Source organism: Pseudomonas viciae, from assembly GCF_004786035.1.
Classification (GTDB): domain Bacteria; phylum Pseudomonadota; class Gammaproteobacteria; order Pseudomonadales; family Pseudomonadaceae; genus Aquipseudomonas; species Aquipseudomonas viciae.
The window spans coordinates 1,926,624-1,952,407 of sequence record NZ_CP035088.1; the positions used below are offsets into that span (position 1 = coordinate 1,926,624).

Consider the following 25,784-nt stretch of genomic DNA (forward strand, 5'->3'; position numbering starts at 1 on the left):
TTAGGGGCGTTCTCAATCAGTTTTCCGGTGCGCTGGGGCAACTGATTGAGAACGCCCCCTGGTACGCACTGCTGAGCGAACAGCATAGTAAACACCGGATTATTTTGCCTTGGCGATCTCTGTTTCCAGGGCGCGCTCCAATTCCGCCATGGCGTGATCGAGGGCCTTGGCGCATTCGATCATTCGCCCTGGCGCCCGTGCTTGATGGCATGCCTGTTCCAGAGCCTCGCACCGTTGAATCAACGAGGTCGCCTGCACAATCCGAGCGACGCCTTTTATTTTGTGCGCCGCTTCGATCAGTGCCTGCCGGTTGCCGCTGCGGGCAACATCGAGCAGTTCCTGGCGGTCCGAGCGGTTGCTGCTGAGCAACTCGGCCAACAGACGCTGGGTGGAGCAAGGGTCGCCACCGGTCAATGCCTGTAGGTTCAGCACACTGAAAACACGGGGCCGGTTGGTGGGTTTGAGCGCCTTCATCCATTGGCTCAGCGCGTTCAGGCTGATCGGTTTGAACAGGCAGTCGTCCATACCGGCGTCCAGACAGCGTTGTTTTTCCTCCGGTTGTGCATTGGCGGTAAACCCCAGGATGGTGCAGGGCTGTCGCTGTTGTTCGGACTCTCGCCGCCGAATCGATCTGGCCAGTTCGTAGCCGCTCATGACGGGCATGTTGCAATCGGCAATGACCAGGTCGAAATGCCCCCCGTGCCAGGCTTCGAGCCCCTGTGCGCCATCGTGGGCGACCTGATAGTGATGACCGAGATATTCCAGTTGCTGTGACATCAACAAGCGATTGGCTGGATGATCGTCCACGACCAGAACGTTCAAAGCGCTCGCAGCCGTTTCGATCACTGGATCAGTGGGCACGTCTGCCGTTGTCGTTGGCAGGACGGTCAGTTGCAGGTCAACCAGGACCTGCGTGCCGACGCCCGGCTGGCTACTCATGTGCAGGCTACCGCCCATCATCTGGCAGAGGTTGCGACTGATTACCAGGCCCAGCCCTGCACCTTTTCGGGCCATCCGACCGGTATTGTCGACCTGGGCAAAGGGTTCGAACAAACGTTGCAGGTCCGTCGGACTGATGCCGATGCCGCTGTCACTGACTTCCAGCTGCATGTGCACGACGTTGTCCTGGACCGTTCGAGACAGGTGGACCTTGACCTGTACCTGTCCCTGTTCGGTAAATTTGAGGGCATTGCTGATCAGGTTCGAGAGCACCTGCTTGAATCGCAATGGGTCCAGCAGTACGTGTGGGTCGCCTTCGGCAGGGTCGAACTGCAATGACAACACCAGGTTTTTCTGCCGGGCCAAACCTTCGAAGACCCGTATGACCGATTGCAGCATGGCCCTGAGGTTGACGCGCTCGGGTGCCAGGCTCAGATGGCCTGATTCGATCCGTGCGATGTCCAGGATGTCGCCTATCAGTTCGAGCATACCGGAGGCCGACTCGTAGGCGACTTCGATGGCCGAGCGGTCCAAATGGCCCTTGTCGGCATGTTTCAAGGCCAGTTCAAGCATGCCGATCACCGCGTTCATGGGGGTGCGGATTTCATGGCTCATGGTCGCCAGGAACGTGCTTTTGGCCCGGTTCGCGTCATCGGCCTGTTTCTTGGACGCACGCAGTTCGTCGAAAAGCTGTCGTCGCTCACTGATGTCGATCCAGCCGCCGATGATGCCTTGCACTTCAGCAGCGCTGTTACGGTAAGGGAGGATCCAGTGATAGATCGTCAGCTGTTTATCACCGATGTGCAGCGGTCGGTCCACGATCAGGGCCGTGCCTTCGGCCATGACACGCTGATAGTCCGCCTGGTACTCCTGCGCTTCGAATGCATTGCTCACGGACCCGGGCATGACGTTCTTGCCGATGACGTCTTCGCGTTTGGCCCCGAACGTTTGCAGGTAGCTGTCGTTGCAGCTTTGCAGGAAGCCGTTGCGATCCCTCACGTAAATGGGGTGAGGGGTGCCGTTGAGCAGCGCGTGCATGAACTCGAGCTGGTCGTTGAGGGCCAGTTCGGCCCGTTGCCGCTGCCTGATCTGGCGCTGCATGTAGGCATTCCATGCCAGCGACAGCAGCAGCAACAGGCCGACGCCTGCAACGATCTGGAAGAACAGGCGGTTATAGGTGCGCCAGGTGTGTTCCGATGCCGAGACGTAACCGCGCCAGCGGTTGTTGATGACCCCCAGGTCGTCGGGGTCGATGCTGATCAAGGCCTTGTCGAGAATGGAATTCAACTCTGGGGCATTTTTCCCGGTGGCCAGCGAGAACATGGCCTGCTGGGTGCCTACCGTGCTGCTGATTTGCAAGGTGTCTCGCTGCAAGTGAGACGAGATGAAGTAGTTGGCCATGACCAGGGAATGCACGCTGCCATCGACCTGGCCCTGGGCGAGGGTTTCAATGGCATGCAAGGGGTCGGTGGTTTCGATGATCTGGATACTCGGATACTGGTTGCGCAGCCATTCGATGATGGGGTTGCCCTTGTTGATCGCCAGGCTTCGGGCTCCGAACTGGTCGAGTGTCGCAGGTGTATCGGATTGCTTGCGGGTCAGTAGGACGAACGAGCTGTCGACATAGGGACGGCTGAATTTCAACTGTTGTTGCCGTTCGCTACTCGGCAGAAGTGCCGCGATCAGGTCGGCTTCACCCTTCAGGACTGCGGCAATCATTTCGCTGTCGTTCTGATACCGCTGGATGTCCAGGCGCAGGCCGGTATGCAGCCGGATCAACTCCAGCAGGTCTGCGCTGATCCCGTGGAAGTCGCCGTCCGAATCAAAAAAAGTGAAGGGGGCCGACGTTTCGTTCACCGCCACCCGAACCACCGGATGCCTGGCCAGCCACCGTTCTTCCCGGTCGGTCAGTTGTATCTTGTGCTCCATGAGAAACAGGTCACTGCCTGCGCTCCAGCGCTTGAAAATGGTCGCTTGCTCGGCGATGGAAATCTGATTCAGCGTGGCATTGATGACTTCCAGCAGCCGAGGATCATTACGCCGCACCGCGAAACCGAAGCCGTAGGACTCATGTTTGCCGAAGCTGGCCATGCGGATATTGTTCAGATAACCCTTGTTGATTATGTAATGGGTGGAAATCGTATCGCCGAGGAATACATCGGCCTGGCCGAAGGCGACGGCGTTTATGGCGTTCTGGTAGGAGGGATAGGTGGTGATGAGCGCCTCGGGGTACAGCTTTTCGATTTCCGCTGGCGGCAGGTAGTGATAGACCATGCTTAGCCGCAGGCCCTTGAGGTCTTCAGTCAAGGATCGGCTTTCATTCGCCCGAGTCACCAGAACGGGTTGGTCTACGGCGTACGGCATCGACAGGATGATACCGGGGGTGCGAGCTTCGAAACCGTTGGCGGTCCCCAGCATGTCGATTTGCCCATTCTGGAGCGCAGTGATGGCCGCCTCACGGGAAGCGAAGCGCAGGACCTTCATGGGCAGGCCGCTGGCTTTGGCGATGATGCCGGCGTAGTCGGCGCTCATGCCTTCGTAGTCGCGCCCGCTGGTGGAGAGATCGAAGGGCGGATAGTCCGGCGCGGAGGTTCCCAGAACCAATTCCTGTCGGTCCTCTAGCCAGGCACGGTGGCTGTCATCGAGCCTGACCTCGCTATGGGCCGGGGTCGAACGTCCCAGAAGCGTATAGGTCTCGGGCATGCCCGAGGCCGCCGCGAGCGCCCCTGCATATAACCCTGCGCTCAACAGCAAGAGCCATCCCTTTATGCATTTGAGCATCCTGTCCTGTCTCATACCAGCGCGTTGCGCTTCGCCATTTCAATCAGCTCTACCAAAGATTTGACTTTGAGTTTCTGCATGAGCCGTTTTTTGTAGGTGCTGACGGTTTTATTACTTAGAAACATGCCTTTGGCTATTTCTTTGTTGGTGCGGCCCTGGGCAAAAAGTTGCAATACCATCAGTTCCCGATCATTGACGCTCTTGAAAAGATCCAGCTCTATACTGCGCGGGTCATCCGGACGTACCGGATTCAGCGCCTGGCTGGGGAAATAGTTGTAGCCGGACAATACGGCTTTGATCGCGCTGACAAGTTCGCTGAGGTCTTCTTGTTTACATACGTAACCGGAGGCACCGGACTGCATGCATCGGATACCGAAGAGCGTTGGTGATTGTGCCGTTAGCACCAACGTTTTGAGGGGCGTGGTCATGGCATTGAAGCGCGAAAGGATTTCCAGCCCGTCAAGTTTGGGAATGCTGATGTCCAGGATGACCAGGTCGGGCATGCATTCGCGCACCATTTGCATCGCGTCGACGCCGTTGTCAGTTTCCCCTACGACCTTATAGCCCTCATGCTCCAGGAGCATGCGAACGGCGAGGCGGATGACCGGATGATCGTCGACAATGAAAACGGAATTCATGAATAAAGTATCCCTACGAGCTTAAATAAAGCGCGCACCTTAGCCCAGTTAAAGCTGGGGCCGTACGAGGAGAACGGCATGCTTCTTCAGTTTCAGATGTTTCCTACAAAAAAAGAGGCAAGGTACTACGTTGTAATTGGGTTTTTAGTAGGCGGATGAAATAGGAAGGGGGATTTGTCGGCAGTTTGTGAAAGGATGTTTCTTTGAATAAGTTGTTTGTTCAAACAAGTTGTGAAGGGTTTTGTTTATCAGGGCTGGAGTACATCTCATGTGAACTTGCGCGACGAGCCCATTGTGGGAGCGGGCTTGCTCGCGAAGGCGCAGGCTCATTCAGCATTGTCGCAGGCTGAACAACCGCTTTCGCGAGCAAGCCCGCTCCCACAGGTTTTGTGTCAGACACAGAACCCTGTCGCGCCGCCCACGCAGCTCACTGCCGGGTGCGGCCTGTCATCTCCTGGGCCATTTCGCTGGCGTAACTGTCGGTCATCCCGGCGATGAAATCGATCATGCGCAGAAAAGCGCTGTGCAGCGGGCCATTGGGATCGGGGGCGTTGTTGCCCAGCAGATCAAGGATGCGACGATTCTTGAACGAAGGCGTGCGGCCGCCGTGCTGCTCCAGAGCGGCTCCACAAAAGCCGTTGAGCAGGATTTCCAGCGTGGTGTAGGCACCGATCTCGTGCAGGGTCTTGCGCTTGTCCTGGAATATTTTCTTGCGGGCCATGTCCTTGGCATTCAGCACGCAGCGCTTGGCCGGACCATGCATGTGCTCCACCAGGTCGCCCGGCAGCGTGCCGGCCAGCAACGCCTCCTGCTGCTCGACGAATGCCCTCGCGGCGGCGTTGGTCAGGTGCTCGATGGCCTTGCCCCGCAGGATCGCCAGTTTGCGCCGCCGCGAATCCAGTGGCCCCAGTTGACGGTAGGTGTCTGGAAGATCGTCGCCCACCAGGTCCAGGAGCAGCGACTCCACCTGTGGGTATTCCAGAAGATCCATTTCCACGCCGTCTTCCAGGTCGATCAGCGCGTAGCAGATGTCATCGGCGGCTTCCATCAGGTACACCAGCGGATGCCGCGCCCAGCGTTGGTCCTCGATCTGTGGCAGGCCGAGTTTGTGGGCGATCTGCTCCAGCAATGGCAGTTCGCTCTGGTAGCAGCCGAACTTGTGTTTCTTGTAGCCCAGGGAGTCGGCGTGACGGGCGGTCCAAGGGTATTTCAGGTAGGTACCGAGGGTGGCATAGGTCAGCCGGGTGCCGCCGTCGAACTGATGGTATTCAAGTTGTGTCAGGACCCGGAACCCTTGGGCGTTACCTTCGAAATTGAGGAAATCGTTGCGCTCGGCTTCGCTCATGGCGTCAAGCCAACCGCGGCCTGCGGCTTGCTGGAACCAGTAGCGAATAGCGTCTTCGCCGGAATGGCCGAACGGTGGGTTACCAATGTCGTGGGCCAGGCAGGCCGATTGCACCACCATGCCCAGGTCACTGGGTTCGCACCAGTCGGGCAGGGCGCTGCGGATGGTTTCCCCCACGCGCATGCCCAGGGAGCGTCCGACGCAACTGACTTCCAGCGAATGGGTCAGGCGCGTGTGGATGTGGTCGTTGCTGGAGACCGGATGCACCTGCGTCTTGCGCCCGAGGCGACGGAAGGCTCCGGAAAAGATGATGCGGTCGTGGTCTTTGTGAAAAGGGCTACGGCCCAGTTCTTCCGGGCTGTGCAACGTTTTTCCGAGGCGTTCGCGAGTCAGCAGGGTATGCCAATCCAAGGCCGGTTACTCCGTTTGATGAGGACGATGCCCTAGCTTCCCGGTTCCCGGGGCGCCCTGCAAGGGCTATGGGGTCGTGCACAGAGGAGGATGGTCAAGCACAAAACCCTGTGGTGAGGGAGCCTGCTCGCGCCGGACTGCGCAGCAGGCCCATTCTTGTGAGTGCTTCGCACTTCAAGCGCGAGCAAGCTCCCTCGCCACGATGTGTGGTGCCTCAGGGCTTGCCCACGCTCTTGGCCAATTTGATCAACGGCAGCAGCGTCGTTGCCAAGCGGATCAGGCTTGTCACGCCGCCGGCGCCTCCGCTGCGACTGCGTTTGCCGGTGATGAAGCCGAGCAAGGTCACTGCGGCTACGCCCCAAAGCGGCGCATGTTTGATGCCGAATCCTTCATGCCAGCTTTGCGTCAAGCCGCGAACCCGTTGCAGGGGTTGCAACAACTGACGCGTTTCCTGGCGGATTTCCTGGCGGTGCATTTCCATACGCAGGCGCACCAGCGCCTTGCGCATTTCCTGGCGGGTCCGGGCTTGAGGAATATCAGGCAAGCTCATGGCAGCAGGCGCTCCCGATCATTGGCCAATTCTTCGAGGGTGGCATGGAAGGGGGACGATTCGTCAAAGATCGCTGCCTTGAGCCGAAGACCGCAGAACAGCGCCGCCAGTAGATAAAACAGACACAGGCCGATGATTCCCGCCAGCCGATAGGTGTCCCATACCAGGATCAGCACCAGTGCCGAAAGCCCGACCAGCAGCAGCAGACCGAACACCAGCGCAAGCCCGGCGAACAGCAGCAGGCTGACGGTACGGGCCTTTTGTTCCTGCAATTCGATGCCGAACAGTTCGACATGGCTGTGCAGCAGGCCAAGGAATGCCGCGCCCAGGCGGCGCGCCGTAGGTTGTGTGCCCGCTTCGGACGAGCCCGGTTGTTCGATACCCATGATCAGCGCCGTGTTGCCAGCAGACCAATCAAAAAGCCCACGCCTGCTGCAATGCCGACGGATTGCCAAGGGTTGGCCTGTACGTATTCTTCGGTGGCGGTTACTGCGGCCTGGCCCCGTTCGCGTACCGAGTCTTCGGTCAACTTGAGGGTTTCACGGGCGCGCAATAGCGTTTCGTGAATCTGGCTGCGCAATTCATCCGCCTGGTCACCTGCCAGCGTCGCGGTGTGATCCAGCAACCGTTCGGTGTCGCTGACTAGCGTCCGAAAATCTTCCATCAGGATTTCTTGAGCAGTCTTTGCCTGGGTTCTGGCCATGGGGTGAATCTCCGTAAGTGACGTCTGAAGCGTTCGAGTATGAGCCTTGTCGGAAGGTTCAGTGAAAGTGACTGGTACAACTTTTGCTCAGGCTTTGCCATGTACTGGTGCGACACCCTGCGCCGGTGCGCTGAAGCTGGGCACAACCCCGCGAAACCTTAACCCAAATAATCACAACCCGCGAAGCACCTCGAGCGGGACGTTGTTTTGCGCGGTCTCTCGCACCAAATCGGTTCGCAGGTCTTTGCCAGGCAAATGGGCTGTTTCAACTTGGTGCGCTGGCGGGGCGAGTGAACCGGCTTGGTGCTTTTTTCAACTTTTTTCAGGTCTGCCAACACCATGGAAAATATGCAAAGCGCTGTGGACAGTCTCGTCCACAGCTCCAATACGTTGTTCATCCTGCTGGGTGCGGTCATGGTTCTGGCGATGCACGCCGGTTTTGCGTTCCTTGAAGTGGGAACCGTCCGGCAAAAGAACCAAGTCAACGCACTGTCCAAGATCCTCAGCGATTTCGCCGTCTCGACCCTGGCCTATTTCTTTATAGGCTATTGGATTTCCTACGGCGTGACCTTCCTGCAACCGGCAGCGGTGCTCAGCGCCGATCATGGTTATAGCTTGGTGAAGTTCTTCTTCCTACTGACATTTGCCGCCGCGATCCCGGCGATCATCTCCGGTGGGATTGCCGAACGTGCCCGATTTGCGCCGCAGTTGTGCGCTACGGTACTGATCGTGGCTTTTATTTATCCGTTCTTCGAAGGCTTGGTCTGGAACGGCAATTTTGGCCTGCAAGCCTGGTTGCAAGCCAGGTTCGGGGCCAGTTTCCATGACTTCGCCGGCTCCGTGGTGGTGCATGCCATGGGTGGCTGGCTGGCGTTGGCCGCGGTGCTTTTGCTCGGGCCGCGTAACGGTCGCTACCGGGATGGCCGCCTGGTGGCGTTCGCGCCGTCGAGTATTCCGTTCCTGGCCCTGGGCTCGTGGATCCTGATTGTTGGCTGGTTCGGTTTCAACGTGATGAGTGCCCAGACTTTACCTGGAGTGAGCGGACTGGTGGCGGTCAATTCGTTGATGGCCATGGTCGGCGGTACCGTGGCGGCATTGATTGTCGGGCGCAATGACCCAGGCTTCCTGCACAACGGCCCATTGGCCGGGCTGGTGGCGGTCTGTGCCGGCTCCGACCTGATGCATCCGGTAGGCGCATTGGCCACCGGAGCCATTGCCGGTGCCTTGTTTGTCTGGTGTTTCACCGCGGCCCAGGGCAAATGGAAGATCGACGATGTGCTCGGGGTCTGGCCTCTGCATGGCCTGTGTGGCGTCTGGGGTGGTATTGCCTGTGGCATCTTTGGCCAGGGCGCTTTGGGCGGCCTGGGTGGGGTCAGCCTGGTCAGCCAATTGATCGGCACGGCGCTAGGGGTTGTCATCGCCCTGGCCGGCGGCTTCGCGGTCTACGGCGTGATCCGGGCTGTGCTGGGCCTGCGCCTGACCCAGGAAGAGGAGTACTACGGCGCCGACCTGTCGATTCACAAGATCGGCGCAGTCAGCCAGGACTAAGGCTCCTTGTCCTGATTGCCAGGGTAAAAGCCATGCAGCAGTCGATAGCGGTCGTGACGGACCTGATCCACATGATGCCGGACCTGCTGCTCGGGCAGGCCCAGCATGATCAGGGCGTGCGAAGCCAGCATCAGGCTTGACTCCAGCAGTTCCGGGACCACCTCGCTGGCCCCGGCAGCCTGCAACTCGGCCAGTTGACTGTCATCGCGGGTGCGCACCAGGATCGGCACCCGCGGGTTGAGCCGCCGGGCTTCCTTGAGCACGGTGATCGCGATGTCCGTCTTGTCGACCGCAATCACCAGCAACCGGGCACGGCTCAGGCCTACAGCGCCAAGCAGGTCGCCGCGTCGCGAGTCCCCATAATGCACGCAGTGTTCCCCGACGGTGGCTTCCTGGATGATCACCGGGTCGTCATCCAGGGCGACGAATGCCTGGCCTTCACGGCGCAGGAAGCGCCCGATGGATTGGCCGACGCGCCCGTATCCGCAAATGATTACATGGCCAGACAAGCCGGCGTTGAGCGCGATGATCTGCTCCAGCTGCGCCTCTTCGTTGGGTTTGCGATGCAGGCGGGCGGCGACGTGTGGCGCGGCGCGCAGCAACAGCGGGGTCAGTAACATGGAACAGAAGGTCGCCGCCAGCAGCAGGCCGCTGATGTCGGCGGGCATGAGGCGGTTCTGCTGCATCAGTGCCATCAGGGCAAAACAGAATTCGCCACCCTGGGCCAGGGCCAGGCCACTGCGCCAGGCGGTTTCACCGTCGCTGCCGCGCCATTTCACCAGCACGGCGACCACGCACCCCTTGATGAGCATCAACCCCAGGGTCAACCCCAGGATCAGCAAGCCGTCATCGAAGAACAGCTGCAGATCGATCAACATGCCGATACTGACGAAAAACAGCCCGAGCAGGATGTCGCGGAACGGACGGATATCGGCCTCGATCTGATGCCGGTAATGGCTTTCCCCCAGCAGCATGCCCGCCAGAAACGCCCCCAGGGCCGGTGACAGGCCGAGCAGATGGGTCAGCCATGCCGTCAGCAACACGATCACCAGGGCCAGCAGCACGAACAGTTCTGCGGACCGGGACGCGGCCACTTCATGGAACAGTCGGGGCAACAGCAGGCGGCTGGCCAGCAGCAGGCCACCGAACAACACCAGGGTCTTGCCCAGGGTCAAGGGCAGCGCCAAGTACCACGGGTGTTCGCTGCTGCCGGCGAATACCGGTACCAGGGTCAACAACAGCACTGCGACCACATCCTGGAACAGCAGCACACCGATGGCGTTCTGGCCATGGCTGCTGAAAATCTCCCCCAGGCTGGTCAACTCCTTGCTGACAATCGCGGTGGACGACAAGGCCAGCCCTGCGCCGAGCAACAGCGCGGCTATCACCGGTGCTCCGGAGAACGCGAGCAATGCCGCCAGGAGCGCGCCCGAACACAGCACCTGCAAGCTGCCGAGGCCGAACACGACCCGGCGCAGTTCGAGCATTTTCGACAGGGAGAACTCCAGCCCCAATGAGAACAGCAGGAAAACCACGCCGAACTCGGCCAGGTCTGGCAGTTCTTCGCTGTCGTTCACCCAGTCCAACGCAGTCGGTCCGACCGCGAGCCCGACGCAGAGGTAACCCAGCACCGGTGGCAGGCGCAGTCGCCTGAACAGGGCAATGACCACCAGGGACGAGGCAAGAATGATCAGCAGATTGGCAAACAAGGGGCACTCCGATTCAAGGCTCTGACACACAGCGTAGAGGGAAAAAAGCGTTAAGCATCGCCGGAAAAACTTTAGCGTTCAGTGATTTGCATCAGCGTTTTACCGAAACACCCCGAAGCGAGGCGGCGGCTCGACGGTTTCCCGGGGCGGGCCTAGAATGACCGTCTCTCTTTTGTGGGTCTACCGTCATGCCTCCTGAATGCCAGCTATTCGGCACCCTGGGTTGCCATCTCTGTGAAGTGGCCGAATCGGAGTTGATGCCTTTGGTTGAACATGGATTGTTGGTGGAGCTGGTGGATATCGCCGAGAGCGAAGCGACAGCTGAAACCTATGGGTTACGTATCCCGGTCCTGCGCAGAATCGATACTGGCGCAGAGCTGGACTGGCCTTTTGATACCGAACAGGTTGTAGCGTTTCTGCGCTGATAGGCTCTCCATTCATCGTATCCGCGCGCAGCCATTGGCGAAAATCGCAGTCTTCGGTTACTGTATGCCCATACAGCTATCTGGAGTGCATCCCTTGGTCAATGTCGAACAACTGAAAAACAGCGTGAACCGGATGTCCGTGGACGTTGTGCGCGAGGCCGTCCAGGAGTTACGCCTGGACGGGCTGGTGACCGAAGGCAAGACACCCTTCAACAAACTGCATTTCAATACCTGTTTCGCCGAGATCGAAGCGTTGTTCCAGCGTGCCGGCTATCACAAGCAGTTGGATGTGGTGGGTTACCAGGGCCTGTTGTACGCGTTGTACGATCCGGGTCGTTGGGAGGCGGTGGAGGTGCTGCGCTGGTTGAAGGAATTCACCGAAGCGGCGGCTAAGCCGACGTCAATCCCGGCCTGAAGCAATCATTGCTGGGCTGGCTTGCGCGACTGGCAGATAATGCTGCCCTGCAAAATGGCTAAGGGTCTTCAATGTCCGGTTCCTCGTTCTCCGCCGCCCATCATCAAGCCAGCACGTTGTATCTGCCGCCCGGCGCCTGGCAGACAGTGCTGGAATGCCTGTGTGAGCACTTCAGCGCCATCAGCCGCGAGCAGTGGCTGGACCGGATCGCCCGGGGCCGAGTGCTGGATGGGGAGGGCAAGGCCATTCGTGTCGACTTGCCGTACCGTGAAGGCCTGCGCATCCACTACTTCCGTGAAGTACCGGACGAGAAGCCCATCCCGGTGCTGGAGTCGATTCTGTACGCCGATGAGCACTTGGTGGTGGCAGACAAACCGCATTTTTTGCCCGTCACCCCGGCGGGCGAATATGTCGAGCAAACCTTGTTGCGACGGATGATCCGGCGACTGGACAATCCCCATCTGGTGCCCTTGCACCGTATCGATCGGCACACGGCCGGACTGGTGCTGTTTTCCGCCAACCCGCACACCCGGTCGGCGTATCAGTCGCTGTTTCCGACGCGGCAGATCGAGAAGCGCTACCAGGCCATTGCCCGTGCCTTGCCTGAATTGACCTTTCCCCGGGTGCATAAAAGCCGAATGATCGATGGCGAACCGTTCTTCCGGATGCAGGAAGGCCCGGGCGAACCCAATACCGAAACGGCCATTGAGGTGCTGGAAAGAAACGGCGAGCTGTGGCGCTACGGCCTGTACCCGGTCACGGGCAAGAAGCATCAGTTGCGGGTTCATATGAACGCCCTTGGCGCAGCCATCTGTAACGATCCGTTTTACCCTGATGTGCTTCGGGATACGGCGGATGATTATGCCAATCCGCTTAAATTGCTGGCCCAAGGATTGCGTTTCATCGATCCCGTCACTGGCCTGCAACGTGTTTTCGAGAGCGACATCAGGTTGCAGTGGTAGCCCTTCCGACTTTCTGACAGGCATAAAAAAGCCCGCAAATATTGCGGGCTTTCATGTATCAGGCCGCCACGTCGAAGATTACAAATCTTTAACGGTACGAACCTGATCCTTGTTCACGCGAGTCTGCTTGCCATCCAATTGCTCAAATTCGTAGAAGCCGCTTTCTTCGTCGTACTTGGGCGTGTCGACGGCTTGGATTTCGCGACCGTCATTCAAGGTGATCACTGTTGGCGATGCGCAACCGGCGAGAGTGGCAAGGCCCAGTGCGAGCATGAAAGTGGCGAGGGTCCGTTGAGTCATGGTGTTTCTCCGAAATGGATTCTTCAAGTTACTAACCTTCAGACGTATACATCGCATGCAAGTTCCTGGCTAGTGTCAATCTGACACGCCTTTGTGTGCGGCCAGTAGTTCCGGCGTATTCAGGTTGGCCAGCCGAGGATCGTTGGCCGGGCATTGCAATGCAACCGCATGGAGTCTGCGCATGATTCGGCCCGGGCTGCGTTCGCCTTCGCTCCAGGCCTGCTCGAAGGTCCCTGTCAGAGCCCGGGGAATGACGCACAGCAGCGGTTCCCAATGCTCGCCGTGACGCACCATGAGCGGCTTGTCGGGATGCAGGCTGGCCGTTTCGCGCATGCTGTCGAGCAGGCTGGAGTCGATTTGCGGAACGTCGCATGGCAGCACCAGCAGATACGCATGCCTTGCCGCCTTGAGGCCTGCGCGGATCCCCGCCAGCGGTCCGGGAAAGTCGCCTTCGTCGTCATGCACCAATTGATCGGCATATAACGCATAACGTTCCAGGTTGCGGTTGCAGGAGATAATCAGGTCATCGCTCATGGCCCGGGCCTGTCGATGGAGATGGGCAATCAACGGTTCGCCCTGCCACTCCACCAGGCCTTTGTCCTGGCCGCCCATGCGTTGCCCGCGCCCGCCGGCCAGGAGCAGAATGGAGCAGGGGGGCAAGGGCTTATTCGAGGTCATGGCGTGTCTCCGCACGGGCGAAAAAATGAAGCGCTGTGATATAACACCGGGCTGTTTCCCCTACAACTGGACGAGCCTATGAAAGCCAAGGCTGATGTACCTTTCGTGCCGCTCAATATCGCGGTGCTGACTGTCAGTGATACCCGTACCCTGGAAACCGACACGTCCGGGCAGGTTTTTGTCGACCGACTCACGGCAGCCGGCCACAACCTGGCGGCGCGGGTCCTGCTCAAAGATGATTTGTACAAGATTCGGGCACAAGTCGCGACCTGGATTGCCGAGGACGTGGTGCAAGTGGTGTTGATCACCGGTGGCACCGGTTTCACCGGTCGCGACAGCACCCCGGAAGCCGTCGCGTGCCTGCTGGACAAGCAGGTTGACGGTTTCGGTGAGTTGTTCCGGCAGATTTCCGTCGCTGATATCGGCACCTCCACGGTCCAGTCCCGGGCGCTGGCAGGCTTGGCCAATGGCACGCTGGTGTGCTGCTTGCCGGGCTCCACCAATGCGGTGCGCACGGGCTGGGACGGGATCCTCTCCGAGCAATTGGATGCACGGCATCGCCCGTGTAACTTCGTGCCCCATTTGAAACAGGCCGCTGCTTGTGAATCCCGTGGGTAAACCGGGTAAGGCCGGCGCCTTGATAGCCGTCGAGGTTGCGTTGGAGCGACTGCTCGAAATGGCAGCGGCCACGCCGATTGTCCAGCGCGAGCGTTTGCCCTTGGCTGCCGCACAAGGGCGGGTGCTCGCCGAGGATCTGGTATCGACCCTTGATTTGCCACCATGGCCTAACAGTGCGATGGACGGCTATGCCTTGCGATTGGCTGACTGGAACGGCGAGCCGTTGCAGGTCAGCCAGCGGATTTTCGCCGGGCAGGCCCCGGAGCCGCTGGCCGTCGGAACCTGTGCGCGGATATTCACCGGGGCACCAGTCCCTGCTGGCGCCGACTGCGTGGAGATGCAGGAAAACGTCGTGGTGGAAAGTGACCAGCGGGTACGGTTTACCGAATCGATGGTCAGCGGACAAAACATTCGTCCTCAAGGACAGGAAACCACCGTTGGCGAGCAGGTCCTCTCAGCCGGGACTCGCCTGGGGCCCATCGAGCTGGGGTTGGCGGCGTCCTTGGGCTGTGCGTCGTTGGAAGTGGTGCGCAAGGTACGCGTTGCCGTCCTGTCCACCGGTGACGAACTGATCGAGCCCGGAAGTGTATTGGGGCCGGGCCAGATCTATAACAGTAATCGCGTGTTGCTCTGTGGTTGGTTGCAGCGCCTGGGCTGTGAAGTCGTGGATGCGGGTATCCTGCCTGACGACTTGCCGACTACCCGCGAACGCCTGGCGCAGTTGTCAGATGTCGACCTGATCCTCTCCACGGGTGGCGTATCGGTGGGGGAGGCGGACTTTTTGGGCATCGCGTTGCGCGAGGAAGGAGAGTTGGCACTTTGGAAGCTCGCCATCAAGCCTGGGAAACCGCTGACGTTCGGGCATTTCCGTAGCGTGCCTGTGATAGGCCTGCCTGGAAACCCCGCCTCGACACTGGTGACATTCGCACTGTTGGCGCGGCCTTACCTGCTACGGCGCCAAGGTGTCCAGTCGGTAGCGCCGCTCAAGTTCACAGTGCCGGCCGGGTTCACCTGGCCGAAGGCTGGCGGTCGACGAGAGTACTTGCGAGGCCGCATGGAGAATGGTCGCGCGATTATCTACCGAAACCAAAGCTCCGGTGTCCTGCGCAGCGCAGCCTGGGCTGAAGGACTGGTCGAAGTGCTCGAGGGGCAAACACTGGTCGAGGGTGACCAGGTAGGCTTTATCCCCCTGAGCGAAGTCCTGGGCTAGCGGTTGCGCGATAACGTGCTCCGGCCCGAGTGGAATACTTGGGCCTTCATGGCCGTGCCTTTACCGCGAGAGCAGCGTCACCAACTGATCGAAGCGACTGTTTGCAATCCACCCCAGCAGGCCGAGGACCACTGCCGCCGCGCCTGCCGAATAGGCTAGCCTGTGGCGGATCACCTTGACGTCAGTGCGAATTTCATCCATGTCTTTGCGGATGTATTTGAGGTGGGTTTCCAGTTCAACGACGCGCGGTTCCAAATCAATTCCTCCAGCGGGATTACTGCAACTTTTGCATTCGTTTTGGGTATCGGCCCGCTCGCTTCCAAAAGACGCGAATTGCCGGGGCGAAAGCCTGTATTCGTGGCTACGCATGGGATGCTCCATCCCTTTGGTCGTCAATGTTCGAACCACTGACCAGGCCCCTGCGGGCCCTGACATATCCATTCATGAGTGAGTACATCCTTGTGTAATGAGGGTTTTAAGGGTCCAGCACAACAGAATGCCAAGGTGTCTCAATACGGCTAGAGGGTCAATTGAGCGGATTCGCCAAGTCTTGTAGGAAAATTCTTCGAATGGAGACGTATCGATCGAGTGAGCTGCTTCGGCGCTTCCTCCTGGGGCGAGACGTGGTGTTTTTTTAAATTGAGTCGTGCCGGGCTTTTTCGGTCGAATGAGCGGTCCCATTCCCAGAACCTTCCAATGACGGAGAAAACGATGAGCAAGGGCAAGGCGCTGATGATTTTGCATGGCAAGCAAGCGCTCAACGACGAGGTTCGCGCTGCGGTGATGCTCAAGCGCAAGCAGGGCTGGGATCTGGCGGTACGGTTGACCTGGGAGGCCGGCGATGCCCGACGATGCGTTGATGAAGCACTGGACGCCGGTTACACGCGACTGATCGCCGGCGGCGGTGACGGGACCTTGCGTGATATCACCGAGGCTATCGTCCATAAGTCGAGTGACGCCAGCCTGGTGTTGCTGCCGCTGGGCACTGCCAATGATTTTGCCCGGGCCGCCGGTGTCCCGCTGGAGCCGGCCCAGGCTCTGGACTTGCTGGATATTGCGCCGCACGCCGTTGATGTGGGTGAGGTTGGCGGGCAGGTGTTCCTGAACATGGCCACGGGTGGTTTTGGCAGCCAGGTGACGGCAAACACCTCCGAAGATCTGAAAAAAGTCCTGGGGGGCGCCGCTTACTTGTTCACCGGCTTGTCACGCTTCAGTGAGTTGAGTGCGGCCTATGGCGAGTTGCAGGGGCCCGGCTTTCAGTGGAAGGGCGATTTGCTGGCGCTGGGCATCGGCAATGGCCGACAGGCCGGAGGTGGCCATGTGCTGTGCCCGGAGGCACTGGCTGACGACGGATTACTGGACATCAGCATCCTGCCGGCGCCTCAGGAAGTGGTCAGCACGCTGAAAGACTTGCTGGCCGGTGGCTTGGGTATCGACAACATGTTTATACGCGCACGCTTGCCGTGGGTGGAAATCAAGGTCGCCCAGGGTTTGGATATCAACCTTGATGGCGAACCGTTGCAGGTCGAAAGCCTGCGTTTCACGGTGCGTGCGAAGGCGTTGCGCCTGCACCTGCCGCCCGATTCACCGCTGCTTGGCGCGTCGGCGGCGCTCAATCGTCCAGGCTGATGATCTGTTCGCGCACGGCAAACAGCACCAGCCCGGCCACGTCATGAATTTGTAGCCGCTTCATGATTTGTGCTCGGTGGGTTTCCACGGTCTTGATGCTCAGGTTCAGGCCGTTGGCAATTTCCCGGGTGGACTTGCCGCGCACGATCAATCGCAGTATTTCCAGTTGGCGTGCGGTCAGGTTGTGGGTCTGGGCAGGGTTGGGCTGATGCTTTTGGACGCGGGTCAGGGCCTGGTTGATCACGGTGTGGGCGATGGCCGGGCTCAGGTAGCGTTCGTTGTGGCGCAATGCCTCCAGGGCGTGCTCCAGCTCGGTGGGCGTGGTGTCCTTGAGCAGGTAGCCATGGGCTCCGGATTCCAGGGCCTGCATGATCAACGCTGGATCGGTGTGCATCGATAGGATCAACACTTTACTGTGAGGACGCACCTGCTTGAGTTGTCGCAAGGCGTCCAGGCCGCTGGTGTTTTTCATTGAAATATCCAGCAGCACGATATCGGGGTTCAGCCGCTCCACCAGTTCCAGTAGTTGCGTGCCGTCATTGGCTTCGCCGATGACCGCGTAGCCGGGAAGATCCATGACCAGGGCGCGCACGCCGGCCCTGATCAGCGAGTGGTCGTCTACCAGAAGCAAATTACAAATCAAGGGAGAACCTTACTCTTGCTGGCTCGCTCCAGGGCTCGGGCCGCCCAGGGAAAGCGTGCTTCGATGTGTGTGCCTTTGCCGGCCTCGCTGGTGATCTTGAGGGTACCGCCCAGTTGTTCGACCCGCTCCAGCATTCCGGCCATGCCGCGTTGTCCTTCGCGAGCGGGGTGGTCTGCGGGGGCAAACCCCTGGCCGTCGTCGCTGATCAGCAGCGTCAGGCCTTCGGGCAGGCGTTGCAGGCGCACCAGCAGATTTTTCGCTTGGGCATGGCGCAAGATATTGGTAACCGCTTCCTGGGTGATTCGAAAGGTTGCGACCGTCAGTTCTTCCGGAATGCCTGCCATGCGCTGTTGGCAATCGAGGCTCCATTTCACCGGGGTGTTGGCCAGTGTCTTGAGCAGGTGCGCACGCAGGCTGGCTTCAAGCCCCAGGCTGGTCAATTGCCTCGGGTTGAGGATCGCCGACACATCGCGGACCTTGTTGAGGGTTTCGTCCAGGGTTTCGCAAAGTATCGCGCATTGGCCCTGCAATTCTTCCGGCATCCGACGCTTGAGCCATTCGCTTTGCAGTTTCGCCGCGGTCAGCAGTTGGCCGATGTCGTCGTGCAATTCGCGGCTGAGCCGATGGCGCTCGTTTTCCTGGACCTCAAGCAGCCGATCGGCCAGTTCCTGAGGCTGGAACTTGATGGATTTGCGCGACAATCGATGGTGGATCCAGACGCAGGTCATGGCCGCGACATTCAGGGTCAACAGGCTCAGCGGCACCGTATGGGCGAACAGATAAGTCAGCAGGCAGCCGAGAGTCGAGCAGACGCACAACAATAATGTGAAGCGGCGGGCATTTTCTCGGGAGGGAGGCCAGGTGATGAATGACTTGAGGCTGGCGTACATAGCGGATGGAGCCAATGAATGTTCGCTGCGGGCAAGCCGGTCAGCGCATCTGACAGGCCGGGTCGGGTAAACGTTTCAGGTCGAAGGCATCTTCAGTTGGCGGCTTTTGCGCGCTGTCTGAAACGACTGACGCGCGAGATAGTACCACTTCACAAATCGTTGGTCGCGCTCGGCATGGCGGCAAGAAAACGCCATTCGTTACGCCTACCACCTTGCACCGGCATCATTGACATCAGGCTTGTTTCTGGGGGTGAGACACTAACGCTATCGGGCGCGATGCTGGCAATGCCTGGCAGGGGTTCTGGCCGACCTGGAACGCAAATGCTTCGATCAGTGAGGTCTGTTCGCTGTTGTCCAGACCGAGCTGGCCGGTGGTGTGGTCGACCAGTTCAAGTTGCCAGGCCATCAGGGTGAAGCAATCCTTCAGCGCGCCCAGTGCCTGATCATGCAGTTCCATGTGGTTTTGCGCGTGACTGCTAAGCAAACCATGGATATGCAGTGAAAACTCCGAAACGGCTTCCAGCGCCAGGGCATTGGCCTTGTTTGCCAGCTTCAACAGGGTGCTGAGCATGCAGTCGATGGCGTCTTTGTCGTTGCTGATCAACTGCAAATGGCTCAGGCATTCCTCGGACTTGGCCAGAAGCATCTCGGCTTCGGTCAAAAACTCAGGAAGGCGCTGACTCCAGTTCTTACGATCGTTCGGCATGCTTATCTCCACAACATCATGTCAGGCGAAAGAAAATCGCGTGTGGCGAACGGCTGGACTGCACCGCCGGCAACGAACGAACGCACGTGTGCATGTCGTTGCCGTTCGGCAATGACAAAATCGCAAACGATTACATTGGCGGGATCGGTCCAAGGGCTGGAAGTCCGAAGTCCTGCGGTCGCGCACAAAGGCCTGACTCCATTCAGCAATGAGAATGGCGTCACATTAATGGCTATTGGATAGCGGGAATATCAGGTTAGACCTGATTGTGCCTAGGGGAATCCCTTAGGCAGGGGAACTTTGTGCGAAAACCGTAGTCGCGCAGCGGGGGAGATTGCGGATAAAACCGTGAAGCCAGTAAAGCATGATGTTAATGTGACATCAATGCCCTCAGCGTATTTTATCCAGGGTTCAAGATCCGGGGCACGCAGCCGATAGCCCTTTATAAGATTCATCTGAACAAGCCCAGGAGTCATCGATGGCCGGCATTCTCGATACAGTAGATCAGCGAACCCAACTGGTGGGTGAGAATCGCCTGGAAATTCTCATGTTTCGCCTGGCGGGGCGACAGCTGTTCGCCATCAACGTGTTCAAGGTCCAGGAAGTGCTTCAGTTGCCGAAGCTGACCTTGATGCCGCAACGTCATCCATTCGTGTGCGGTGTCGTCAATTTGCGCGGCCAGACACTGCCGGTGATCGACCTGTCCCAGGCCATTGGCATGCGTCCGCTGGTGCCGGGGGCCAACAGCACGATCATCGTCACCGAATACAACCGTTCGGTTCAGGCATTTCTGGTGGGCGGCGTGGATCGCATCGTCAACATGAACTGGGAAGCCATCCTGCCACCGCCGACCAGTGCTGGCCGTGAGCATTACCTGACGGCCATTAGCAAGGTGGACGATCAGTTGGTGGAAATCATCGACGTGGAAAAAGTCCTGGCCGAAATCGTGCCGTACAACGCCAAGGTCTCCCGCGAAAAGCTTGAAGACCCGGTGCTGGAGCGTGCCCGCGGACGCGAAGTGCTGCTGGTGGACGATTCCAACGTCGCGCTCTCGCAACTGCGTGACACCCTGGGACAGTTGGGTGTGAAAATGCACATCGCCAGCGATGGCTTGAAAGCCCTGAACATGCTCAAGGCCTGGGCCGATAGCGGCGAGGTGATGACCGATAAGTTGCTGATGATCTTCACCGACGCGGAAATGCCGGAAATGGACGGCTATCGCCTGACCACCGAAATCCGCAACGACCCGCGTTTGCGTGGGCTTTATGTGGTACTGCACACCTCGCTGTCCGGCAGCTTCAACGACTCGATGGTCAAGAAGGTCGGCTGCGACAATTTCCTCTCCAAATTCCAGCCGGACAAGCTGGTTGATGTGGTGCGCCAGCGGTTGATGCTCGACTGACGCGGATGGTGGTTTGCTTCAATGGCCGGCTCGTATAAGGTGGCATTTTTTCGCCACCAGGGAAGTTGACCATGTTGCGGCTGAGCGCTCTGTACCGTTATCCGTTGAAGTCCGGCAAGGGCCAGCCCCTGCAAGGGATTGGCCTGGACAAACTCGGGTTGGACGGTGACCGGCGCTGGATGCTGGTGGATGAGGGCACCGGTCGCTTCCTGACCCAGCGCGCCGTGGCGAAGATGAGCCAGCTCTCGGCATTGTGGAACGAGGCCGGCGGCCTGACGCTCAGCGCGCCGGGCCACGGCGCCATCGACGTGCCATTGCCGGCGACCCTCGAAGAGCAGCGCCGTGGAGTGATTATCTGGCGCGACACCTTGCGCGTGCCGGATGCCGGCGACGAGGCGGCGGCCTGGGTCAGTGCATTCATCGGCAACCCCACCCGGCTGGTGCACGTGCCGGTGGAACTGGCGCGCACCACTGCTGCCGGCTATGGCAAGGATGACGACAAAGTCGCCTTCGCCGATGGCTTTCCACTGCTGCTGATTGGTCAGGCCTCCTTGCAGGACCTGTCGAACCGAGTCGGCCGCCCGTTGGAAATGCTGCGCTTTCGTCCCAATCTGGTGGTCGAAGGCAGCGAGGCGTTTGCCGAGGATGGGTGGAAGCGCATTCGTATCGGCGATGTGGAGTTCCGGCTGGTCAAGCCCTGCTCGCGTTGCATCATGACCACGGTCGATCCGCAGAGCGGCGAACGCGATCCGAACCGCGAACCCTTCGCGACGTTGCAGCAGTATCGTTCGACACCGGACGGTGCGATGTTTGGCCAGAACCTGGTCAACGACAGTAACGGTCGGCTTGAGGTCGGCATGTCGGTTGAAGTGCTCGAGTAAAAAAGATCCGTGAATAAAAATGCCCGTGTCGCTGGACACGGGCATTTTTATTCATCACGCAACAGCTCTTGTGGCGAGGGAGCTTGCTCCCGCTGGGCTGCGCAGCAGCCCCTATACCTCAGGCTCAGCCACGGTATTCGCACAGGTAAGCCGTGTCGACGGCCACCTTGAGCTGGAACTTGCTGTTGGCCGGTACATTGAACTGGCTGCCGGCCTCGAAGGTTTCCCAATCGGTGCTGTCAGGCAGTTTCACGATCAGGGCGCCGGAGACAACGTGCATGATTTCTCGCTGGGCCGTACCGAATTCGTATTCGCCCGGGGCCATGACGCCGATGGTCGCAGGGCCTTCGGCAGTGCCAAAAGCGATCGACTTGACGGTGCCGTCGAAGTACTCGTTGACTTTAAACATGGGCGATTCCTCGAAAAAGGGGCTGAAAAGGGCCGGCCAGTATGCACAAGGCGTCAACGTTCGTCATCTGCCGCGCCGGGGTAGGGTCCGCCGCTCAGCCGGGAAGCACCAGGGGCAGCAACCGTGCCGTATTGCGTGCATCCTCCAGGGCGCGGTGCTGTTGACCGCAAAATTGCAGGCCAGCCAGTTGCAGTGCCGCATTGAGCCCCAGCGGTCGCTCCAGGCGCCGGGCCTTGGCGAAGCGCTGCTTGAGGTTCATGTGTGGTACTTGGCCGAGCACACTGGACAGCCGTTGATCCTGCCACTCCTGAAGCAGTTGCTTGCGATCGTAGTCGCCCCAGCTGACCCAGCTTTCCAGGTTTGAGTGATACGGCGCCAACCAGCGTTCGAACGCCGGCCAGACCTCGGTCAAGGGCGCGGCGTTGTCGATGTTGGCCTGGGTGATGTGGGTCAGCTCGCGACAGAAAGGCGTGAGCAACGGTCGTCTCAAGGGCCGCACGAAACGCTGGAAATGATTGACCTCTCGGCCGTCACGGTTCACCAGTGTGGCGCCGATTTCGATAATTTCCATTTCGGTTACTGGCCAACCACCTTCATCGGTAGTGGCCTCCAGATCAATCACCAGCCAGTGAGGCATTGCAGGGTTCCCGGTATCGGCGCGCTGATGGGTTTGAGCGTAGTCAAACCCTGCGCATCCGCCTAGTGCCCTGTCTCGACCTGCAACAAAACCTGGCGATTTTTCACCTGATCGCCTGGTTTGACCTGTAATTGTCTGACTATCCCGTCGATGCCGGCCTTGAGTGGGTGCTCCATTTTCATCGCTTCCAGGACCATCAGCCGTTGTCCCTGGCGCACCGCACAGCCTTCGCTGACCAGCAGCTCGACTATGACGCCGTCCATTGGCGCCTTGAGCATGCCGTCGCCGGGCCTGGTCTCGGGCGCGATGGGGAGCTGAGTCCGGTCTTGCAAGCACAGGCCGCCAGGGCCGGTGAACAGCCACAGGTCGGTGCCGTCGAGGCGCCAGGCATGGCGTTGGCGAATACCGTTGATCAGCAGCGTGGCGTCATATCGATCTACGTCGAGCAATTGCAGTTCGATCACACGCTCGGCGATGCGGATTGTGAGTTTTCCGTCGGTTTCGGCGGCCAGGGTCAGCGTCCAATCGCGTTCCTGCGCGCCAATCCGGTAGTGCAGCACCGCGCCAGCGTTGTTGCGCCAGCCGCCCAGGCCGGGAGCCTGTCGTGCGTGCGAAGCCTGATAAAACAGGGCCGTGGCGATGGCAAGCTGTTCGGTTGTGGGCTCGTGGGGCTGGAGGGCAGCGTGACCGGCGAAATGCTGCCCGATGAATCCGGTGCTGAAATCAGCGTCGATGAACCGCGGATGCGTCAGCAACCCCGCCAGCAATCGCTGATTGCTCTGGACGCCGAGCAGCAGGCAATCCTCCACCGCGCGCAACAATTTGCGTCGCGCCTCTTCGCGGGTGGCGCCGTGGGCGATGAGTTTGCCCAGCATCGGATCGTAGAACGGTGTGATGAACTGACCTTCCCGCAGGCCATGGTCGACTCGCACGCCGTCCCGGGTGGGCGGCTGCCAGCCGATCAACCGTCCGGTCTGAGGCAGGAAATCGGCGGCCGGGTCTTGCGCACAAAGCCGTACTTCCATGGCGTGGCCGCTGAACACGACCTGTTCCTGGCGCAGGGGTAACGGCAGGCCAGCGGCAATATCCAGTTGCCAGGCCACCAGGTCCAGGCCAGTGATCAGTTCGGTCACCGGGTGTTCGACCTGCAGGCGCGTATTCATCTCTAGGAAATAAAACCGGCCATCCGGGACAAGCAAAAATTCCACGGTGCCGGCGCCGACGTAATTCACCGCGCGGCCGGCCTTGAGCGCCGCCTCGCCCATGGCCTGGCGCAGTTCGCTGGTCATGACCGGGCAGGGTGCTTCTTCAATGATTTTCTGGTGGCGCTGCTGGATCGAACAGTCGCGTTCGCCCAGGTGGATCAACTGGCCGTGGTGGTCGCCGAAAATCTGCACCTCCACATGCCGTGGATTGATCAAGGCCTGTTCGAGAATCAACTCGTCGTTGTCGAAGCCGTGCAGTGCTTCGGAACGCGCGCTGCGCAATTGTTCCAGCAGGTCCTCGGCCCGCTGCACCAGGCGCATGCCTCGGCCGCCACCGCCGGCGCTGGCCTTGATCATCAGCGGGTAGCCGATGCGCGCGGCTTCGCGCTGCAGGGTGTCGTCGTCCTGGGCGGCGCCTTGGTAACCGGCAATGCAGGGTACGCCGACTTTGATCATGGTGATTTTCGAGCGGCGCTTGCTGCCCATCAGGTCAATGGCCTCGGGGCTAGGGCCGATGAATACCAGGCCGGCTTCTTGGCAAGCCTTGGCGAACCCGGCATTTTCCGAGAGGAAGCCGTAGCCAGGGTGGATTGCATCGGCGCCGCTGCGTCGGGCTGCATCGAGAATGGCCGGCTGGTTGAGGTATGACTGTTGCACTGAGGCCGGGCCAATCAGCACGGCTTCGTCGGCCATGCGCACATGCAGCGCGTCGGCGTCGGCCTCGCTGAATACCGCCACCGTGCGATAACCCAAGGCCTGGGCGGTACGCTGGATCCGGCAGGCGATTTCGCCACGGTTGGCGATGAGGATTTTGCTGAAGGCGGGCATGGGGTCATTCCTGGGTTTTAGTGGGGGCCGTCAGGGCCTCATCGCGAGCAAGCTTTGCTCCCACAATGCCCGGTGAGTGGATTCACCTGTGGGAGCAAAGCTTGCTCGCGATGGCGGTCTGGCAGGCGATGCACTCATGTTTTTTTCCCCGGCAAAATCCCCATGAGTTTGCAGATGATGCCCAGCATGATCTCGTCCGCACCGGCGCCGATGGACACCAGGCGCACGTCGCGATAGGCCCGCGCCACCGGGTTGTCCCACATGAACCCCATGCCGCCCCAGTATTGCAGGCAGCTGTCGGTGACTTCCCGGGCCAGGCGTCCGGCCTTGAGCTTGGCCATGGACGCCAGTCGCGTGACGTCCTGGCCGTGGATGTACTGCTCGGTAGCCTGATAGACCAGCGCCCGCAGGGATTCGATTTCGCTGGCCAGTTCCGCCAGGCGAAAGTGGATCACCTGGTTGTCGATCAGGGCCGTGCCGAAGGTCTTGCGCTCCTTGCAATACTCGATGGTGCTGTCGATGCAATACTCCAGGCCCTTGAGCATGTTCGCCGCGCCGAACAGCCGCTCTTCCTGAAACTGCAGCATCTGCATCATGAACCCGGCGCCTTCCTGGCCGATGCGGTTGCGTTGCGGCACCCGCACGTCGTCGAAGAACACCTGGGCGGTTTCCGAGCTGCGCATGCCGAGTTTATCCAGGTGCGCACCGAGGCTGATGCCAGGACTGTGCATCGGTACCACGATCAGTGATTTATTGATGTGCGGCTTGTCCTGCGACGTGTTGGCCAGCAGGCACATGAAGTCGGCGCTCGGTGCGTTGGTGATCCACATCTTGCTGCCGTTGATGACGTAGTCGTCGCCATCCTTGCGGGCGGTGGTCTTGAGGCCGGCGACGTCGGAACCGGCACCGACCTCCGAGACGCCGATGCACCCCACCTGTTCGCCACGGATGGCCGGACGCAGGAATTCTTCGCGCAACTCATCGGAGCCGAAACGGGCCAGGGCTGGGGTGCACATGTCGGTCTGCACACCGATGGACATCGGCACACCGCCGCAATGGATGGTGCCGAATGCCTCGGCGGCGACGATCGAATAGCTGTAGTCCAGGCCCATGCCGCCGAACTGCTGCGGCTTGGAAATCCCCAGCAGCCCCAGTCCGCCGGCCTTGCGAAAAATTTCGTGGATGGGGAAGCGCCCGGCTTTCTCCCATTCGTCGACGTAGGGGTTGATGTCATGGTCGACAAACTGGTGAACGGTGCGCCGCAGTGCTTCGTGTTCCTGGGTGAAGATCATTTTCAGTGTTCTCCTGTGAGCCGTGGAGCG

26 protein-coding genes are annotated in these 25,784 nt (G+C 59.8%); 9 read left to right on the forward strand and 17 right to left on the reverse strand.

Features of this window, described 5'->3' with window-relative positions:
- Positions 1-99 precede the first annotated feature (99 nt).
- The 6 genes from EPZ47_RS08875 to EPZ47_RS08900 all read right to left on the reverse strand — a co-directional run bounded on the left by EPZ47_RS08875 (position 100) and on the right by EPZ47_RS08900 (position 7,367).
- Positions 100-3,720: a transporter substrate-binding domain-containing protein gene (locus EPZ47_RS08875; RefSeq protein ID WP_135844434.1), complete on the reverse strand. Its 3,621-nt coding sequence runs from the start codon at positions 3,718-3,720 to the stop codon at positions 100-102.
- An 11-nt stretch (positions 3,721-3,731) separates the two neighbouring features.
- A complete protein-coding gene (locus EPZ47_RS08880) occupies positions 3,732-4,358 on the reverse strand; it encodes a response regulator transcription factor (protein ID WP_014337291.1) in 627 nt (208 codons plus the stop codon).
- 427 nt (positions 4,359-4,785) lie between these two features.
- Positions 4,786-6,114, reverse strand: a complete 1,329-nt coding sequence (locus EPZ47_RS08885; protein ID WP_135844435.1) for a deoxyguanosinetriphosphate triphosphohydrolase — start codon at positions 6,112-6,114, stop codon at positions 4,786-4,788.
- A gap of 214 nt (positions 6,115-6,328) precedes the next feature.
- A complete protein-coding gene (locus EPZ47_RS08890; RefSeq protein ID WP_135844436.1) occupies positions 6,329-6,664 on the reverse strand; it encodes a hypothetical protein in 336 nt (111 codons plus the stop codon).
- Positions 6,661-7,050 (reverse strand): phage holin family protein, encoded by a 390-nt coding sequence (locus EPZ47_RS08895; RefSeq protein ID WP_135844437.1) that lies wholly within the window; start codon positions 7,048-7,050, stop codon positions 6,661-6,663. Before EPZ47_RS08895 ends, EPZ47_RS08890 begins: the two co-directional genes overlap by 4 nt.
- Positions 7,051-7,052: 2 nt before the next feature.
- Positions 7,053-7,367 carry an ElaB/YgaM/YqjD family protein gene (locus tag EPZ47_RS08900; RefSeq protein ID WP_135844438.1) on the reverse strand — a complete coding sequence of 105 codons (315 nt, stop codon included), beginning with the start codon at positions 7,365-7,367 and terminating at the stop codon, positions 7,053-7,055.
- A 339-nt stretch (positions 7,368-7,706) separates the two neighbouring features.
- Between EPZ47_RS08900 and EPZ47_RS08905 the strand changes: the two genes are divergently transcribed.
- Complete coding sequence (locus tag EPZ47_RS08905; RefSeq protein WP_135844439.1) at positions 7,707-8,915, forward strand: ammonium transporter; 1,209 nt, start codon at positions 7,707-7,709, stop codon at positions 8,913-8,915.
- Here EPZ47_RS08905 and EPZ47_RS08910 read toward each other — a convergent pair.
- Positions 8,912-10,624: a cation:proton antiporter gene (locus EPZ47_RS08910; protein ID WP_135844440.1), complete on the reverse strand. Its 1,713-nt coding sequence runs from the start codon at positions 10,622-10,624 to the stop codon at positions 8,912-8,914. The genes EPZ47_RS08905 and EPZ47_RS08910 overlap by 4 nt on opposite strands.
- Positions 10,625-10,812: 188 nt before the next feature.
- Between EPZ47_RS08910 and EPZ47_RS08915 the strand changes: the two genes are divergently transcribed.
- The 3 genes from EPZ47_RS08915 (at position 10,813) to EPZ47_RS08925 (ending at position 12,426) form a co-directional block, all read left to right on the forward strand.
- Positions 10,813-11,049 carry a glutaredoxin family protein gene (locus tag EPZ47_RS08915; protein ID WP_135844441.1) on the forward strand — a complete coding sequence of 79 codons (237 nt, stop codon included), beginning with the start codon at positions 10,813-10,815 and terminating at the stop codon, positions 11,047-11,049.
- Between the two features lie 94 nt (positions 11,050-11,143).
- Positions 11,144-11,464, forward strand: a complete 321-nt coding sequence (locus tag EPZ47_RS08920) for a transcriptional regulator (protein WP_135844442.1) — start codon at positions 11,144-11,146, stop codon at positions 11,462-11,464.
- A 71-nt stretch (positions 11,465-11,535) separates the two neighbouring features.
- Positions 11,536-12,426 (forward strand): pseudouridine synthase, encoded by an 891-nt coding sequence (locus EPZ47_RS08925; protein ID WP_135844443.1) that lies wholly within the window; start codon positions 11,536-11,538, stop codon positions 12,424-12,426.
- Positions 12,427-12,504: 78 nt separating this feature from the next.
- On the opposite strand, the gene EPZ47_RS08930 is transcribed toward EPZ47_RS08925, so the two are convergent.
- Both EPZ47_RS08930 and mobA read right to left on the reverse strand, forming a co-directional pair.
- Positions 12,505-12,726 (reverse strand): YgdI/YgdR family lipoprotein, encoded by a 222-nt coding sequence (locus EPZ47_RS08930; RefSeq protein ID WP_003183689.1) that lies wholly within the window; start codon positions 12,724-12,726, stop codon positions 12,505-12,507.
- A gap of 75 nt (positions 12,727-12,801) precedes the next feature.
- Positions 12,802-13,404 (reverse strand): molybdenum cofactor guanylyltransferase MobA, encoded by a 603-nt coding sequence (gene mobA / locus EPZ47_RS08935; RefSeq protein ID WP_135844444.1) that lies wholly within the window; start codon positions 13,402-13,404, stop codon positions 12,802-12,804.
- A 78-nt stretch (positions 13,405-13,482) separates the two neighbouring features.
- On the opposite strand from mobA, the gene moaB reads away from it, so the two are divergent.
- Complete coding sequence (gene moaB / locus EPZ47_RS08940; RefSeq protein WP_135844445.1) at positions 13,483-14,022, forward strand: molybdenum cofactor biosynthesis protein B; 540 nt, start codon at positions 13,483-13,485, stop codon at positions 14,020-14,022.
- Positions 14,006-15,232 carry a molybdopterin molybdotransferase MoeA gene (locus EPZ47_RS08945; RefSeq protein WP_135844446.1) on the forward strand — a complete coding sequence of 409 codons (1,227 nt, stop codon included), beginning with the start codon at positions 14,006-14,008 and terminating at the stop codon, positions 15,230-15,232. Before moaB ends, EPZ47_RS08945 begins: the two co-directional genes overlap by 17 nt.
- Before the next feature lie 60 nt (positions 15,233-15,292).
- Here EPZ47_RS08945 and EPZ47_RS30340 read toward each other — a convergent pair whose 3' ends face one another.
- A complete protein-coding gene (locus EPZ47_RS30340) occupies positions 15,293-15,601 on the reverse strand; it encodes a hypothetical protein (protein WP_238346720.1) in 309 nt (102 codons plus the stop codon).
- A gap of 342 nt (positions 15,602-15,943) precedes the next feature.
- On the opposite strand from EPZ47_RS30340, the gene yegS reads away from it, so the two are divergent.
- Complete coding sequence (gene yegS, locus EPZ47_RS08955) at positions 15,944-16,861, forward strand: lipid kinase YegS (protein ID WP_135844447.1); 918 nt, start codon at positions 15,944-15,946, stop codon at positions 16,859-16,861.
- Here yegS and EPZ47_RS08960 read toward each other — a convergent pair.
- The 3 genes from EPZ47_RS08960 to EPZ47_RS08970 all read right to left on the reverse strand — a co-directional run bounded on the left by EPZ47_RS08960 (position 16,845) and on the right by EPZ47_RS08970 (position 19,100).
- The gene (locus tag EPZ47_RS08960) at positions 16,845-17,504 is read right to left on the reverse strand and encodes a response regulator (protein WP_135844448.1); all 660 of its coding nucleotides are present in this window, start codon (positions 17,502-17,504) and stop codon (positions 16,845-16,847) included. The two genes, yegS and EPZ47_RS08960, sit on opposite strands and share 17 nt — an antisense overlap.
- A complete protein-coding gene (locus EPZ47_RS08965) occupies positions 17,501-18,394 on the reverse strand; it encodes a sensor histidine kinase (protein WP_135847965.1) in 894 nt (297 codons plus the stop codon). The genes EPZ47_RS08960 and EPZ47_RS08965 overlap by 4 nt, the downstream gene beginning before the upstream one ends.
- Before the next feature lie 232 nt (positions 18,395-18,626).
- A complete protein-coding gene (locus EPZ47_RS08970; RefSeq protein WP_135844449.1) occupies positions 18,627-19,100 on the reverse strand; it encodes a hypothetical protein in 474 nt (157 codons plus the stop codon).
- A gap of 478 nt (positions 19,101-19,578) precedes the next feature.
- Between EPZ47_RS08970 and EPZ47_RS08975 the strand changes: the two genes are divergently transcribed.
- A complete protein-coding gene (locus tag EPZ47_RS08975; protein WP_135844450.1) occupies positions 19,579-20,502 on the forward strand; it encodes a chemotaxis protein CheV in 924 nt (307 codons plus the stop codon).
- A 71-nt stretch (positions 20,503-20,573) separates the two neighbouring features.
- A complete protein-coding gene (locus EPZ47_RS08980) occupies positions 20,574-21,383 on the forward strand; it encodes an MOSC domain-containing protein (RefSeq protein ID WP_135844451.1) in 810 nt (269 codons plus the stop codon).
- A 124-nt stretch (positions 21,384-21,507) separates the two neighbouring features.
- Here EPZ47_RS08980 and ppnP read toward each other — a convergent pair whose 3' ends face one another.
- From ppnP to atuD, 4 genes are all read right to left on the reverse strand, one after another.
- Positions 21,508-21,792 (reverse strand): pyrimidine/purine nucleoside phosphorylase, encoded by a 285-nt coding sequence (gene ppnP, locus EPZ47_RS08985; RefSeq protein ID WP_135844452.1) that lies wholly within the window; start codon positions 21,790-21,792, stop codon positions 21,508-21,510.
- Positions 21,793-21,886: 94 nt separating this feature from the next.
- Positions 21,887-22,429, reverse strand: a complete 543-nt coding sequence (locus EPZ47_RS08990) for a 3'-5' exonuclease (RefSeq protein WP_135844453.1) — start codon at positions 22,427-22,429, stop codon at positions 21,887-21,889.
- Positions 22,430-22,491: 62 nt separating this feature from the next.
- Complete coding sequence (locus tag EPZ47_RS08995) at positions 22,492-24,462, reverse strand: acetyl/propionyl/methylcrotonyl-CoA carboxylase subunit alpha (RefSeq protein ID WP_135844454.1); 1,971 nt, start codon at positions 24,460-24,462, stop codon at positions 22,492-22,494.
- Between the two features lie 134 nt (positions 24,463-24,596).
- Complete coding sequence (atuD, locus tag EPZ47_RS09000) at positions 24,597-25,754, reverse strand: citronellyl-CoA dehydrogenase (RefSeq protein ID WP_135844455.1); 1,158 nt, start codon at positions 25,752-25,754, stop codon at positions 24,597-24,599.
- Positions 25,755-25,784 lie beyond the last annotated feature (30 nt).